Below are 13,909 nucleotides of genomic sequence, written 5' to 3' on the forward strand. Positions count from 1 at the left end.
TCGACGCTCATGCCGCCACCGCCTTCCGCTTGAGTCGCGGATCGAGCACCGGGTACACCAGGTCGACCGCGAGGTTGACGACGACGAACACGAGGGCGGCCAGCACGACGATCGCCTGCAGCACCGCGACATCCTGATTGGCGACCGCCTGTTCGGTGAGCCGGCCGATGCCGGCGCGGCCGAACACGGTCTCGGTGACGACCGCGCCGCCGATGAGTTCGCCGATGAGCACGCCCGCGATCGTGATCGCGGGCAGGGTCGCGTTGCGGGCGACGTCGCGCCAGAGCACCCGCGCGGGGCTCGCGCCCTTCGCCCGGACGACGGCGACGAACGGCGAGAGCTGCACCTCGTCGATCGATCGGGCGAGGATCTGCGCGAGCGGCGCCGAGATCGGCACCGCGAGCGTGAGCACCGGGAGGATGAGTCCCTGCACGGGGTCGGCCCCGATCACCGGCACGAGCCGCAACTGGAACGAGAAGACCTGGATGAGCACGATGCCGAGCCAGAACACGGGCACCGAGACGAAGACGCCGGGCAACGCTCGCAGCCCCTGGCGCAGCCAGCCGAACGGGGCGAGCGTCGAGAGGAACGCGAGCGCGACCGCGAGGACCACCGCGACGACGAACCCGAGGCCCGCGAGCACGAGCGTCTCGGGCAGCGCGGTGCCGATGAGCTCGTGCACGGGCGTGCCGTACTGCACCGAGTACCCGAAGTCGCCGACGACGAACCCCGAGATCGTGTGCAGGAACTGCTGCCACGCGGGCACGTCGGCGCCGTAGCTCGCCCGGATGTCGGCGATCTGCTCGGGCGAGAGCCCGAGCTCGGGACTCTCGAACTTGATGAGGATCGCGTCACCGGGCAGCGCCTGCAGCAGCACGAACGTCGCGGTGAACGCGATCGCGAGCACGATGAGCGCCTGTCCGGTGCGGCGTGCGAGGTAGGGCATCGTTCTCTCCTTTCGAGGGGTTGCGGTTGCGGGTCGAGGAGGAGCGGAGCGGCGTCTCGAAACCCGCGACGTGCGGGCCCGGGTTTCGAAACGGTCGCCGACGCTCCCTCCTCGACCTGCTCGACCGACCGAGCGGCTACTGCTTCTCGACCCAGGTGTCGTAGAACTGCGGACGGGCCACGGCCTCGGTCGTGAAGCCGTGCACGTACGGCGCAGCGCCGTAGACCTGCGGCTCCTCGAACAGCGGGATCACGTAGGCCTGCTCGGTCAGGTAGTCCTGCACGGCGGCCGAGGCCTCGTCGCGCTTCGCGGGGTCGGGCTCGGAGGCCACGGACTCGAGCAGCTCGTCGAGCTTCGCGTCGTCCGACAGCAGCGTGTTGCGGTTCTGCGTGTGGTACTGGCTCTTGATCACGTCGTTGTCGGCGCGTCCGACCATCGAGTGGTAGACCGGGGTCTTCAGCGGGTCGAGGATGTCCTCGGCGTAGCTGCCCGCGTCGGCGGCCTTGACGTTGAGCTCGACGCCGATCTTCGCGAGCTGCTGGCTCACGAGCTCGAGCGTCTGCTTCGAGAGCGGCTGGGGCTTCGCCTCGTAGACGGTGAGCGAGAGCCGCTCGCCGCCCTTCTCGCGGATGCCGTCGTCGCCGACCTTCCAGCCGGCCTCGTCGAGCAGCTGCTCGGACTGCTCGGGATCGTAGGCGAGCTTCGCCGACTCGTCGGTGTACCCGGCGGCCGTCGCCGCGAGCTCGCTCGTCGCGACCGGGTAGTTCGCGGTGAAGATCGTGTCGACGACCTCTTGGGCGTCGACGCCGTGCACGAGCGCCTGGCGCACGCGCAGATCGCTCAGCAGCGGATTGGTGAACCGCAGCCCGAGCGAGTTGTTGACGCCCCGGGTGGGGGCGGCGACGATCTCGAAGCCGGCGTCGGCGACCTGCTGCTCGTCGAACGCCTGCACGTAGCGGATGACGTCGGCCTGCCCGGCGAGCAGCGAGCCGATGCGCACGCTGTCCTCGGGCGTGACGACGAGGTCGATGCCGTCGAGGTAGGCCCGGCCCTGATGCTCGAACGAGGCCGGGGCCCAGTCGTAGTCCTCACGCGCCGCGAGGTGCAGCGAGGTGCCGATCTCCTCCTCGGTGATCGTGAACGGACCCGAGCCGATGATCTCGGTCGCCGAGCCGGCGCCCCAGTCCTCGAGCTTGCGGTCGAGGGTGTCGGGCGAGACGAGGCCCGAGTTGATCGTCGAGGTCGCCTGCAGGAAGCCCGGCGCCGGCGCCGAGAACCGGAACGTCACGGTGTCGTCGTCGACGACCTCGCTCGAGGCGTAGTTGTTGATCGCCTCGGAGACGGTGAGTCCGAGCTCCTCGTCGCCGAGCCCGTACGTGTCGAAGTTCTCGGCCACCGCGGCCGCGTCGAGCGGGGTGCCGTCGGAGAAGGTCACGTCGTCGCGAAGGTCGAACGTGTACTCCGTGGCATCCGCGTTGACGGCCCAGTCGGTCGCGACCCACGGCTGGATCTCGAGCGTCTCCGGGTCCTGCCAGGTGAGGCGGGCGGTGAGGTTGTTGACGAGCCCGCCGTTCGGGTAGAAACCGGCCTGCGGCGGGTAGAGCGTCGTGTACGGCTGGTGCTCGAGGTACGTGAGCGTGCCGCCCTCGACCGGCTCGCCGGCGGCGCCGGCCGAGCCTGCGGCGCCCTGCCCGGCGCAGCCGGCGAGGAGCCCGACTGCGGCGAGCGCGGCGGCGCCGGCGGCGATGAGTCGCGTGTGCTTCGTGGACATGTGCGTGGAGTTCCTTCGATTCGGAAGTGCGATCAGGTCACCCAGTGGTGCGGGGTGTGATCGTCGAAGCTACGGATGCCTCGCCGGCGTCTCAACCGCCCCACGACGCCCGCCGTCACCGCGGGAAACCGGCGGCAACGGGGCGTCATGCCGCGTCACGTGGACGTTGTCGGGGCGGGCCAGGCCGAGGTGCTCGCGCAGGGTCTCGCCCTCGTACTCGGTCGGGAAGACGCCCCGCCGCTGCAGCTCCGGCACGACCTCGAGGGCGAACGCGTCGAACTGCGCGGGCTGGATCGCGGAGAGCACGTTGAAGCCGTCGACGGCGCCGGCATCACCCCACGCCTCGAACTCCGTGGCGATGTCGTCGGCCGTGCCCACGATCATCGAGGCGTTCACCGAGGCGGCGACGACGAGGTGCCTGAGCGTCGGCGGGCGTTCGCCCGCGGGGCTGCGACCGGTGCGCTCGGCCACGATCTCGACGAGCTCCTGACCGGGCGCGCTGAACTCGGCCACGAGCGCCGGCGTGACCGCGCGGTCGGGCGACAGCCCCGACACGTCGACGCCGAGCAGGGTCGACAGCTGCGCGAGCGATCGGTTCGCGGGGAACGCGGGCGGCGGGCCGTCTGGCCAGTCCTCGGCGATCTGCACGAGCTCGCTCAGCTCGTCGGCGATCGCCTGGGCGTGCGCTCGCGTCTCGCCGACGATGGGCAGCACGGGTGCGATGACCTTGAGCGTGCGATCGTCGCGGCCCGACTCGAAGGCGAGCGCTCGCAGCTCCTCGCGCACTTGCACCGCGTGCTCGAGGTCGCCGACGGCGACGAGTGCGAGGTCGGCGTTCTGCGCGGCGAACAGGCGCGAGCGCGGCGAGGTGCCCGCGTGCACGATCGGCAGGTGGCCCTGCACCGGGCGCGCGACGTTGAGCGGACCCGTGACGTCGAGGTGCTGGCCGTTGAAGTCGGTGGCGTGCAGCTTCGACGGATCGATGAAGACCCCCGCCGCGGCATCCGCGACGATCGCGTCGTCCTCGAACGAGTCCCACAGCCGGCGCAGCACGTGCTCGAACTCGACCGCGCGGTCGTAGCGGGTCTCGTTCGCCGCGTGGAAGTCGCGGCCGTGGTTGCCGGCCGCGCGCGGCTCGGCTCCCGTGACGAGGTTGAGCCCGGCGCGGCCTCCGCTCAGCAGGTCGACCGAGGCGGTCGCACGGGCGAGCGTGTACGGGTCGGAGTAGCTCGTGTTCGCGGTCGCGATGAGCCCGATGCGCTCGGTGACGCCCGCGAGGTACGTGATCGCCGAGAGCGGGTCGATGCGGGCGACGAGGTAGGGGTCGCGGAACTCGAGGTCGTGCCCCGTCGCGAGCCAGTCGCCGAAGAACAGGTAGTCGAGGCGCGCCCGTTCGGCGACCTCGGCCGCGCGGCGCAGCACCGCGGCATCCCCCCTCGGATCCCGGTGCGCCCCCGGATACCGCCAGCCCGACGGGTAGGCCCCGATCGCCCGGACCATTGCGCCGATGATGAGTCGTGTCATGTGTCGACCTCCCGGGCTCCGACGCTAGGGAGGGCGGCAGCGGGCCGCGAGCCCGCCTGTCACACGGGGGAACCGGGTGTCACACGAGGTCACCCGAACGTCACATGACGACGGGCCCCGGATGGTCGAGCAGCGAGCGCAGCGAGCGCAGCGAGCGCAGCGAGCGCAGCGAGCGCAGCGAGCGCGTCCAGGCCGCCCGCGCCTCAGATGCTCGCCCGCTGCGCCACGAGCGGGCACTCGAACGGATCGCGCTCACCGAGCCCCACCCGGTTGATGTAGTGGAAGACGATCGCGTACGACCGCCACAGCGTCGTCTGCGTGTACGGGACGTCGTGCTCGCGCAGGTAGGCGGCGATCAGCGGGGCCGCCCGCCGCAGGTGCGGGCGCGGCATCGACGGGAAGAGGTGGTGCTCGATCTGGTAGTTGAGCCCGCCCATCGCGAAGTCGAGCACCCGGTTGCCGCGGATGTTGCGACTCATGAGCGCCTGCCGGCGCAGGAAGTCGAGCTTCATGCCCTTGGGAACGAGCGGCATGCCCTTGTGGTTCGGAGCGAACGACATGCCCATGTAGAAGCCGAACAGGCCGAGCTGGATCGCGAGGAACACGGCCGCCTTGTCGGGCGAGAGCACGAGCAGGACGAGCGCGAGGTAGCCGATGATGCGCACGGCGAGGAACGCGATCTCGACGGGTCGGTGCGCGAGGTGCTCGCGGGCGAGCACCCGGTGCACGCTCGAGGCGTGCAGCGAGAGCCCCTCGAGCAGCAGGATCGGGAAGAAGAACACCCCCTGATGCGCGATGACCCAGCGGAAGAACGCCGCGCGCTCGCGGGCCGCCTGCTCGGGCGTGAACGCGACGACGGGCAGTTCGATGTCGGGGTCCGCGCCGAGCTGGTTCGGGTTCGCGTGGTGCCGCGTGTGCTTGTGCTGCCACCAGCCGTAGCTCATGCCGACGATGCCGCCGAGCACGAGGCTCGTCCAGTCGTTCCACTTGCCCGATCGGAAGATCTGGCGGTGGGCGGCGTCGTGGCCGAGGAACGCGGTCTGGGTGAACAGGAACGCGAAGACGGCGGCCGTGAACATCTGCCACCAGCTGTCGCCGATCCAGATGAAGACGGCGATCGCCGCGGCGACCGCCATCGGCACGGCGATGAGCTTCGTCCAGTAGTAGCCGTAGCGCCGGCGCATGAGCCCGGCGGACTTCACGAGCCTCGCGAGGTCGGTGAAGTCGCTGTTGGGATTGGGGCGGGCGACCGGCGCGGCCGCCTTCACCTGAGTAGCGGATGCCTCGTCCATGAGGTCTGCTCCCAGCCCGCGCCGCCCGACGGGCGGCGCGAATCAGGTCATCGGTACGTCGAGCTGTGAGGGTCGAAGCTGATGCGGTTCGCCAGCTTCACGACCGCGGCGGCGCGATCGGACTCCTCCTCGGCGAGCTTCACGCGCTCGAGATCGCGAGACTTGCGGAGCGTCGCGACCTGGGTCCCGATGTCGGCGAGGATCTCCCCGATGCGCTGCGCGAGCCCGGCCTCGAGTTCGTGCAGGTTCGTGTTGCCGATGAGCAACCGGCGGTCGGCGGTCATGAGCGTGATGCCCTTGTAGCCGGCTGCAGCCAGTTGGTCGGTGACGCTCGCCGCGGCGAGCAGTTCGAGTTCGAGCGGGTCGGGACGCCTCGAGAAGACGGCGGTCACGACGTACCGTTCGGGGGCCTCGGCGGTGCCGAGCGTGGCGGGCAGTTCGCTCGCCAGGATGTGATCGAGCGCGAACGGCCCGAGCGTCGAGACATCCATGTCGGCGGTGATCATGATGCGATCACCTCGGCGGCCGGTCGCCAGTAGGCGGCCGCGCTGTCGACCCAGCGGTTCGGGTTCGAGACGTTCGCCTCGAAGTGCGACCAGAAGGCTGCGGTCCGGCGGTGTTCTGCGGCTTGCGCGGTGACTCGCATGTCGTCGGCCGGGGGCGGGCGGATTGCTCCTCGTATTGCGTTCATGATCGGACGTTACGCCTCGAACATGTGTACGTACACAGGTTCGACGCGAGGCCTCACCACGTCGCGACGTACTCCGACACCCGGTCGGGGAGCGTGCCGCGCACGACCGGCACGCCGCGCTGCACGGCCTGCGAGATGCGGTCGCGCAGCTGCGCCGACTCGAGGCGGTAGTCGACGAAGTCGACGTCGCTCGCGTACACCCCGATCGGCAGCGTGAGCGCCTGGAAGAAGGCGAACAACGGCCGGAACTGGTGTTCGATGATGAGCGCATGACGGTCGCTGCCGCCGGTCGCGGCGAGCAGCACGGGCTTGTCGATGAGCACGTACTGCCCGACGAAGTCGAACACGTGCTTGAACAGCCCCGTGAAGCTCGCCCGGTAGACGGGGCTCGCGACGATGAGCAGGGTCGCCGACTCGATGCGCCGGATCGCCGCCTCGGCGACGGGGCTCAGCTCGTCGCGCCGCAGCGCGCCGCTGAACTCGCGCCCGATCGCGCCGAGCTCGATGAGCTCGGTCTCGACCTCGACCCCGGGTTGCGCGGCGAGGGCGACCGCGAACTCCTCGAGGATCTCGCGCACCAGCACGGTGGTCTTCGAGGGGGCGTGCAGGCTGCCCGAGACGGCGACGAGTGAGACACGGTGCGACATGCTCCCGACGCTAGGCAGCCGCCCCGGATGCCGCGACCGACCGGGTCACACGACGGAACCCGCCGTCATCCGGCGGAACGGCCGGTCACACGAGGTCATCCGCGCCTCGACGATCGACGAGACGCTCGAGTTCCTCAGTTCCTCTCGGAGGTCACCGGCTGCGGCGGGGCGCTTCGTTCGCGCGCGTCAACAGGATGAGCGGTCGGGCACCCGCCGCCACGGCGGTGCCGGCTCATCCTGTCGAACGCGAGCGGATGCCTCGTCGCTCAGTCGCGCGACGAACCGTGCCGCGGCTTCCTCGCCGGGCGGTCGTCGCCCTCGGGCGCACGCCCGCCCTCGCGGTCGTAGCCGCCGCGCGATCCCCGGTCGCGGTCGTAGCCGCGTCCACCGCGGTCGCCGTCGTACCCGCCGCCCGACCCGCCCCGCGACGATCCGCCGCGGTCGGGGCGCAGGTCGATGAGCTCGCCCGAGATCCGCGTGCCGGCGAGCCGGTCGAACACGTCCCGGGGCAGGTCGGCGGGCAGCTCGACGAGCGAGAAGTCGCCGCGGATCTGGATGCGACCGAAGTCCTCGCGACGGAGGCCTCCCTCGTTCGCGAGCGCGCCGACGATCTGGCGCGGCTCGACGTGCTGGCGGCGTCCGACCGAGATGCGGTAGTTCTGCAACGACGCGCCGCCGCCGCGACGACGGTCGGAGCCGTCGCGCTCGTACCGGTCGCCTCCGCGGTCACCGCGGTCGAAGCGGTCGCCGCGCGAGTCGCGCGACCCGCGATCCCGATCGCGGTCGAACCGCGCGGGCCGCTCGGGCTCGGGCTCGAGCAGCAGGGGCGACTCGCCCTGCGCGACCACGGCGAGCGCGGCGGCCACGTCGGTCTCGGGCACGTCGTTGTGGCGCACGTAGTGCGCGATGATGTCGCGGAATCCGGCGATGCGGTCGGTCTCGCCGAGCGCCGCCGTGATGCGGTCGTCGAAGCGCGCGAGGCGGGTGACGTTGATGTCCTCCACGGTCGGCAGCTGCATCTGGGTCAGCGGCTGCTTCGTCGTCTTCTCGATGCGGTTGAGCAGGCCACGCTCACGCGGCGTGACGAAGCTGATCGCGTCGCCCGAGCGCCCCGCGCGACCGGTGCGGCCGATGCGGTGCACGTACGGCTCGGGGTCGGTCGGGATGTCGTAGTTGACCACGTGCGAGATGCGCTCGACGTCGAGGCCTCGCGCCGCGACATCCGTCGCCACCAGGATGTCGAGCTTTCCGCTCTTCAACTGGTCGACGGTGCGCTCGCGCTGGGCCTGCGCGACATCGCCGTTGATGGCGGCGGCCGAGTAGCCGCGGGCACGCAGCTTCTCGGCGACCTCCTCGGTGGCGTTCTTCGTGCGGACGAAGATGATCATGCCCTCGAAGTTCTCGACCTCGAGGATGCGGGTGAGCGCGTCGATCTTCTGCGCGTGCGCGACGAGCAGGTAGCGCTGGGCGATGTTCGCCGACGTCTGCGTCTTCGTCTTGACGGTGATCTCTTCGGGGTCGTGCAGGTACTGCTTCGACATGCGGCGGATCGCAGCCGGCATGGTCGCCGAGAACAGCGCGACCTGCTTGTCGTCGGGGGTGTCGGCGAGGATCGTCTCGACGTCTTCGGCGAAGCCCATCTTGAGCATCTCGTCGGCCTCGTCGAGCACGAGGTACTTGAGCTCCGAGAGGTCGAGGGTGCCCTTGTCGAGATGGTCCATGATGCGTCCGGGCGTGCCGACGACGATGTGCACGCCGCGGCGCAGCGCCGAGAGCTGCACGCCGTAGCCCTGGCCGCCGTAGACGGGCAGGATGTGCACGCCGCGCAGGTGCGCCGCGTACTTCTCGAACGCCTCGCAGACCTGCAGGGCGAGCTCGCGCGTCGGCGCGAGCACGAGCGCCTGCGGCGTCTTCTGGTCGACGTCGAGCCGGTCGAGGACGGGCAGCGCGAAGGCCGCCGTCTTGCCGGTGCCGGTCTGCGCGAGGCCCACGACATCGCGCCCGGCGAGCAGCGTCGGAATCGTCGCCGCCTGGATCGCCGAGGGCGTCTCGTACCCGACGTCGTCGAGTGCGCGGAGCACGGCGTCGCCGAGCCCGAGGTCCGCGAAGGTGGTCGTGGCGGGCTCCTCCGGAGCCGCGGCCTCGACGGGGGCGTCGCCTGTAGTCACCCTTCAGGGTACCGCCCGCCCCCTGCGCGATACCTGAGTCGGGCTCGGGATGCCTCACGGCCGGCGCCGCGCGGATCGAGACCCGCCGGGTGGTCGAGCAGCGCGACGCGTAGCGAGACCCCGCCTCAGCCCTTCGGCTTCTTCGGGCCCTGGCCTCGGCCCGGGTGGTCGTCTTCGGGCTCGGGGGTCGGTTCGGGCGTGGGCTCGGCCGTCTCGGGCGCAGGCTCGGGCTCGACGGTCGGCTCGGTGCCGGGATCGTCGGCGGCACCATCGTCGGGCTCGGTCGTCGGCATCTCGTCGGCGGGCGGGGTCGCGCTCGGCAGGATCGGCGGGTACGCGCGCGTCGGCGTCGTCGTGCCCGGCGTCGGACGCGGCGACTCGACGGCGGGGCCGGCCTCGTCGACCTGCCCGGCGGTCGACCCGATGACGGCGACGGCGCCGCCGAGCATGGCCACGGCGACGAGTCCTGCGCCGGCGATGACGACCGCCGGACGGTGCCCGCGCGCCCAGAGCACGGCCGGGGCGAGCGCACGACCGACGGGTGCGAGGCGGGAACGAGCCCACGTGACCGCTCGGCCGAGCTGCGGGACTCGGCCGGGCAGGGCGCCGGACCAGGCGGCGATCACCGTCAGCGGCGCGAGCAGCACGGCACCGCGCGCGGGCTTCGGCGCGGCTCGTCGGCCACGCGGACGCCGCAGCGGCTCGTCGTCGTGGGGGTACTCGTCGGTCACGATGCCTCGGGAGGTGCTCGGGTCGGTCGCCGTCGGGTCGATCACCGGGCTCCGCGATGCGGGATCGGGAGCGCGACCCGCGAACGGGGGACGTTCCCATCGAGGATAGGCGGTGACCGCCGCCGCCGCATCCCGAGCGGGCGTGGATGACCGAACCGAATGTCGGAAGAACCGGCCGACACGCCGAGCCGATGCCGGCGACACGCCGCACGGGCACCCGAAGTTCCTCCAGAAGCGCGCGGTGCGCAGGCGCACAGGGTCGAGCGAGGCTCGGCGAGGCTCGGCGAGGCCGCTGGCTTGCAACCCGACTCAGGCGCCGACGATGAGTCCGTAGATGAGCGATCCGAACTGCTGGATGAGCGCCATCGCGCCGATCGTCGCGCCGATCGCGCCGTACACGCGCGTGGCGCCGCCCCGCACGAAGGCGACGACGCCCACCGAGATCGCGGCGAGCGCGAGCACGACCATGACGGCCGCCGACACGAGCGAGACCGTCGAGTACGCGGCGAAGTCGGCCGAGCGGATGATCGAAGCGGTCACGAAGATCATGACGAAGTCGAGCACGACGATGAAGACGCCGAACACGAGCGCCACGACGCCGACGGGTTCGCTCCGTCGCGAGTCGGCCGGCGGCTTGCGCTGAGCGGGCGCGTGGCCGGCGGAACCGTAGCCGGGCGCGGGCGTACCGGGAGCTGGTTCGGGGCTGGTCATGCCGCCACCCTATCGGCCGGCGCGCGACGGCGGCAGCGGCGCGGCGCACCTGCTACTGTGCATCGTGGTTTCAACGTTGAAACCCTGACCCGACCGAGGACGATGACGACTCGAACCGACACCCCCACGGCACGCACCGCACGCGCCTCCCATCCGCTCGGCGCCCGCACCTGGGCCGCCGTCATCCTCGTGGGTCTCGTCGGCCAGCTCGCGTGGGTGATCGAGAACATGTACCTCAACGTGTTCGTCTACGACACGATCTCGACCGACCCCGCCGTGCTCGCCGTGATGGTGGCGGCGAGCGCCGTCGCCGCCACGGTCGCGACCCTCGTGGTCGGCGCATGGTCCGACCGGCTCGGTCGCCGCCGGGAACTCATCGCGGCCGGGTACGTCGCCTGGGGCGCCGTCACCGCCGCCTTCGGCCTCGTCGGCGCACCGGATGCCGCGGCCGAGGCCGCACCGGCGGTGATCGCCGCCGTCGTGGCCATCGTCGCGCTCGACTGCATCATGAGCTTCATCGGCTCGGGTGCGAACGACGCGGCCTTCGCCGCGTGGGTGACCGACTCGACGGTGCCGGCGAACCGCGGCCGGGTCGACGGCTGGCTCGCGACGATGCCGCTCGTCGCGATGCTGATCGTGTTCGGCCTGCTCGATCCGATGACGCAGGCCGGGCAATGGCCCGCCTTCTTCGCGATCGTCGGGGGCGCGACCGCGGCGACCGGCGCGGCGGCGTGGTTCCTCGTGCGCGACCGGGGCGTCGCGCCGCGGCCGTCCGGGGTCTGGCGATCGGTCGTCGACGGGCTTCGCCCCTCGACCGTGCGCCGCGAGCCGGCGCTGTTCATCACCCTGGCGATCTGGTGCGTCATCGGCGTGAGCTCGCAGGTGTTCATCCCCTTCGTGCTCATCTACCTGCGCTACTCGCTGCAGCTCGACGACTCGGCGATCGTGCTGGGCGTCGTGCTCATCCTCGCGTCGGCGCTGAGCGTGGTCGGCGGTCGCATCATGGACCGGGTCGGCAAGGAGCGCTACCTGCTGCCCGCGGTCGCCGTGTTCGCGGTCGGGCTCGTCGCGATGTCGTTCGCCCGCGACTTCACCTGGGTCGTCGTCGCGGCGACGCTCATGATGGCCGGCATGATGAGCTCGATCGCGGCGGTCTCGGCCATGACGCGCGACTGCACCCCCGCCGACCGCGCGGGTGGCGTGCAGGGTGCTCGCATGATCATGGCCGTGATGCTGCCGATGGTGATCGGCCCGGCGATCGGGGCTGCGATCATCTCGGGAACGGCCCACACGTACGTCGAGCTCGGCCGGGAGCAACCCGTGCCCGGACCCGAGATCTTCCCGGTCGCGGCGGCCGTGCTGCTCGTCGTGCCCGTGCTCGCGGTGCTGCGGCGGCGGATGCTGCGGCGGTCGGGTTCCGGGACGACAGCTCCGCTCCCTCCCGCTCCGGAGGACGCCGGATGAGTCGCCGCACGCCCTGGGCCGACGCGATCGATCCCGCCGCGGTCCTCCCCGAGTACCCCCGCCCGCAGCTCGCGCGCGACAGCCACCTCAGCCTCAACGGCTGGTGGGAGCACGCCTTCACGGTCGACGATCGCCGACCGCGGGCGTGGGCCGGAGCCATCCTCGTGCCCTTCTCCCCCGAGGCCGAGCTCTCGGGCGTCGGCCGGCAGCTGCAGCCCGGGGAGCACCTCTGGTACCGCCGCACGGTGCGCCTGCCCGAGGGGTTCCTCGTCGACCGCGTCGTCCTGCACTTCGGAGCGGTCGACCAGCGCTGCCGCGTCTTCGTCGACGACGTGCTCGTCGGTGCGCACGCGGGCGGTTACCTGCCGTTCTCGCTCGACGTCACCGACGCACTCGCCGCCGGCGAGGAGCACGAGCTCGTGGTCGACGTGGTCGACCCGAGCGACACGTCGTACCACTCGCGCGGCAAGCAGTCGCTGAAGCGCGGCGGCATCTGGTACACGGCGCAGTCGGGCATCTGGCAGAGCGTCTGGATCGAGTCGGTGCCGGCGCTGCACGTCGCGGGCCTCGACCTGCGCCCGAGGCTCGACGACGAGACGGTCGAGGTCGTCGTCGAGGCATCCACCCCGCACGAACCGCCGACGGGCGGCGCGACCGAACCGGCGACCGGCCCGGCCGGGCCGCCCGTCGCGACGGTCGTGCTGCTCGCCGACGGCCTCGAGGTCGCGCGCGCCGAGGGCGCGGCCGGCGCGACCCTCACCCTGGCGGTGCCGCAGGCGCGGCGCTGGAGCCCCGACGACCCCTACCTCTACGACGTCGAGGTACGACTCGGCGACGACCTGGTGCGGAGCTACGTCGGCATGCGCTCGGTCGGCGTCGCCCCCGATGCGTTCGGGCGGCCACGGCTCGTGCTGAACGGCGAGCCGGTGTTCCACGCGGCCGTCCTCGACCAGGGCTACTGGCCCGACGGGCTCTACACGCCGCCGTCCGACGAGGCGATGGTGCACGACCTGACGTCGATGAAGGCGCTCGGCTTCAACGCCGTGCGCAAGCACATCAAGATCGAGCCGCTGCGGTGGTACCACCACTGCGACCGCCTCGGCCTGCTCGTCTGGCAGGACATGGTGAACGGCGGCCGGCGCTACAACCCGGCGGTGATCACGGCGCCGGTCAAGCTCCCGGTGCGGCTCGACGACAGCAGGCATCGGCGGTTCGGCCGACAGGATGCCTCGGGGCGGGCCGAGTTCACCGCCGAGCTCGAGTCGACCGTGCGACTGCTGAAGAACGCGCCGAGCGTCGTCGTGTGGGTGCCGTTCAACGAGGGCTGGGGGCAGTTCGATGCGCTCGACGCCGTGGAGCGGGTGCGTGAGATCGACCCGTCGCGGGTCGTCGATCACGCGAGCGGCTGGCACGACCAGGGGGGCGGCGACCTCCTGAGCCTTCACGTGTACTTCCGGCGGCTGAAGCCCGGACGCGACTGGGGGCGCGACGGCCGCGCGGTCGTCGTGTCGGAGTACGGCGGCTACAGCCTGCGCCTGCCCGGTCACGAGTTCTCGCCGAGGGAGTTCGGCTACCGCCGCTACCGCTCGGTCGACGCCCTGACCGACGGCTTCGTCGAGCTGCACCGGCGCGAGGTGCTGCCGGCGATCGCGGCCGGGCTCTCGGGCATCGTGTACACGCAGCTCTCCGACGTCGAAGACGAGCTCAACGGGCTGCTCACCGCCGACCGCACCGTGGTGAAGGTCGACGCCGACCGGGTGCGCGACGTGCTCGGCGAGCTGTTCGCGGAGTTCGCCGCGGCGACGACGCCGGAGGTCGCCGAACCCGCCCGCCGGGCCTCGGCACCCCGAGAACCTCAGGTGCGTCCCGCCCCGCATGAGGCAGAACCCGCATGACGACACGGCACGGCGTCGCCCCTGTGAGGCTCGCCCCGCGTGGGGCGAGCCTCAGGTGAGGATTCGAGA

The 13,909-nt window shown here is 71.6% G+C and carries 12 protein-coding genes; 2 read left to right on the forward strand and 10 right to left on the reverse strand.

Annotation, left to right across the window (positions count from 1 at the left end; translation table 11 throughout):
• Nucleotides 1-7 precede the first annotated feature (7 nt).
• The 10 genes from LR269_RS00210 to LR269_RS00255 form a co-directional block, all read right to left on the reverse strand.
• Nucleotides 8-946, reverse strand: coding sequence for an ABC transporter permease (locus LR269_RS00210; RefSeq protein WP_231428705.1), 939 nt, complete (start codon nt 944-946; stop codon nt 8-10).
• Between the two features lie 136 nt (nt 947-1,082).
• Nucleotides 1,083-2,717 carry a TIGR04028 family ABC transporter substrate-binding protein gene (locus tag LR269_RS00215; protein WP_231428706.1) on the reverse strand — a complete coding sequence of 545 codons (1,635 nt, stop codon included), beginning with the start codon at nt 2,715-2,717 and terminating at the stop codon, nt 1,083-1,085.
• A gap of 69 nt (nt 2,718-2,786) precedes the next feature.
• The gene (locus tag LR269_RS00220; protein ID WP_231428707.1) at nt 2,787-4,241 is read right to left on the reverse strand and encodes an NtaA/DmoA family FMN-dependent monooxygenase; all 1,455 of its coding nucleotides are present in this window, start codon (nt 4,239-4,241) and stop codon (nt 2,787-2,789) included.
• Nucleotides 4,242-4,444: 203 nt separating this feature from the next.
• Nucleotides 4,445-5,533, reverse strand: a complete 1,089-nt coding sequence (locus LR269_RS00225; RefSeq protein ID WP_231428708.1) for an acyl-CoA desaturase — start codon at nt 5,531-5,533, stop codon at nt 4,445-4,447.
• Nucleotides 5,534-5,580: 47 nt separating this feature from the next.
• Complete coding sequence (locus LR269_RS00230) at nt 5,581-6,039, reverse strand: hypothetical protein (protein WP_231428709.1); 459 nt, start codon at nt 6,037-6,039, stop codon at nt 5,581-5,583.
• Nucleotides 6,036-6,224, reverse strand: coding sequence for a hypothetical protein (locus LR269_RS00235; protein ID WP_231428710.1), 189 nt, complete (start codon nt 6,222-6,224; stop codon nt 6,036-6,038). Before LR269_RS00235 ends, LR269_RS00230 begins: the two co-directional genes overlap by 4 nt.
• A gap of 53 nt (nt 6,225-6,277) precedes the next feature.
• Nucleotides 6,278-6,871, reverse strand: coding sequence for an FMN reductase (msuE, locus tag LR269_RS00240; RefSeq protein ID WP_231428711.1), 594 nt, complete (start codon nt 6,869-6,871; stop codon nt 6,278-6,280).
• 266 nt (nt 6,872-7,137) lie between these two features.
• Nucleotides 7,138-9,039 carry a DEAD/DEAH box helicase gene (locus LR269_RS00245; RefSeq protein WP_231428712.1) on the reverse strand — a complete coding sequence of 634 codons (1,902 nt, stop codon included), beginning with the start codon at nt 9,037-9,039 and terminating at the stop codon, nt 7,138-7,140.
• A gap of 125 nt (nt 9,040-9,164) precedes the next feature.
• Nucleotides 9,165-9,815, reverse strand: coding sequence for a hypothetical protein (locus tag LR269_RS00250; RefSeq protein ID WP_231428713.1), 651 nt, complete (start codon nt 9,813-9,815; stop codon nt 9,165-9,167).
• Nucleotides 9,816-10,079: 264 nt separating this feature from the next.
• On the reverse strand, nt 10,080-10,481 hold the full coding sequence (locus tag LR269_RS00255) for a hypothetical protein (protein ID WP_231428714.1): 402 nt from the start codon (nt 10,479-10,481) through the stop codon (nt 10,080-10,082).
• 102 nt (nt 10,482-10,583) lie between these two features.
• Here LR269_RS00255 and LR269_RS00260 point away from each other — a divergent pair, with 102 nt between their 5' ends.
• Together LR269_RS00260 and LR269_RS00265 are read left to right on the forward strand one after the other, a co-directional pair.
• Nucleotides 10,584-11,945, forward strand: a complete 1,362-nt coding sequence (locus LR269_RS00260; RefSeq protein WP_231428715.1) for an MFS transporter — start codon at nt 10,584-10,586, stop codon at nt 11,943-11,945.
• Entirely contained in the window at nt 11,942-13,840 is a 1,899-nt protein-coding gene (locus LR269_RS00265) for a glycoside hydrolase family 2 protein (RefSeq protein WP_231428716.1), read from the forward strand. The genes LR269_RS00260 and LR269_RS00265 overlap by 4 nt, the downstream gene beginning before the upstream one ends.
• The last annotated feature ends 69 nt before the right edge of the window (nt 13,841-13,909 follow it).

The organism is Agromyces sp. S2-1-8, from assembly GCF_021129215.1.
Taxonomy (GTDB): domain Bacteria; phylum Actinomycetota; class Actinomycetes; order Actinomycetales; family Microbacteriaceae; genus Agromyces; species Agromyces chromiiresistens.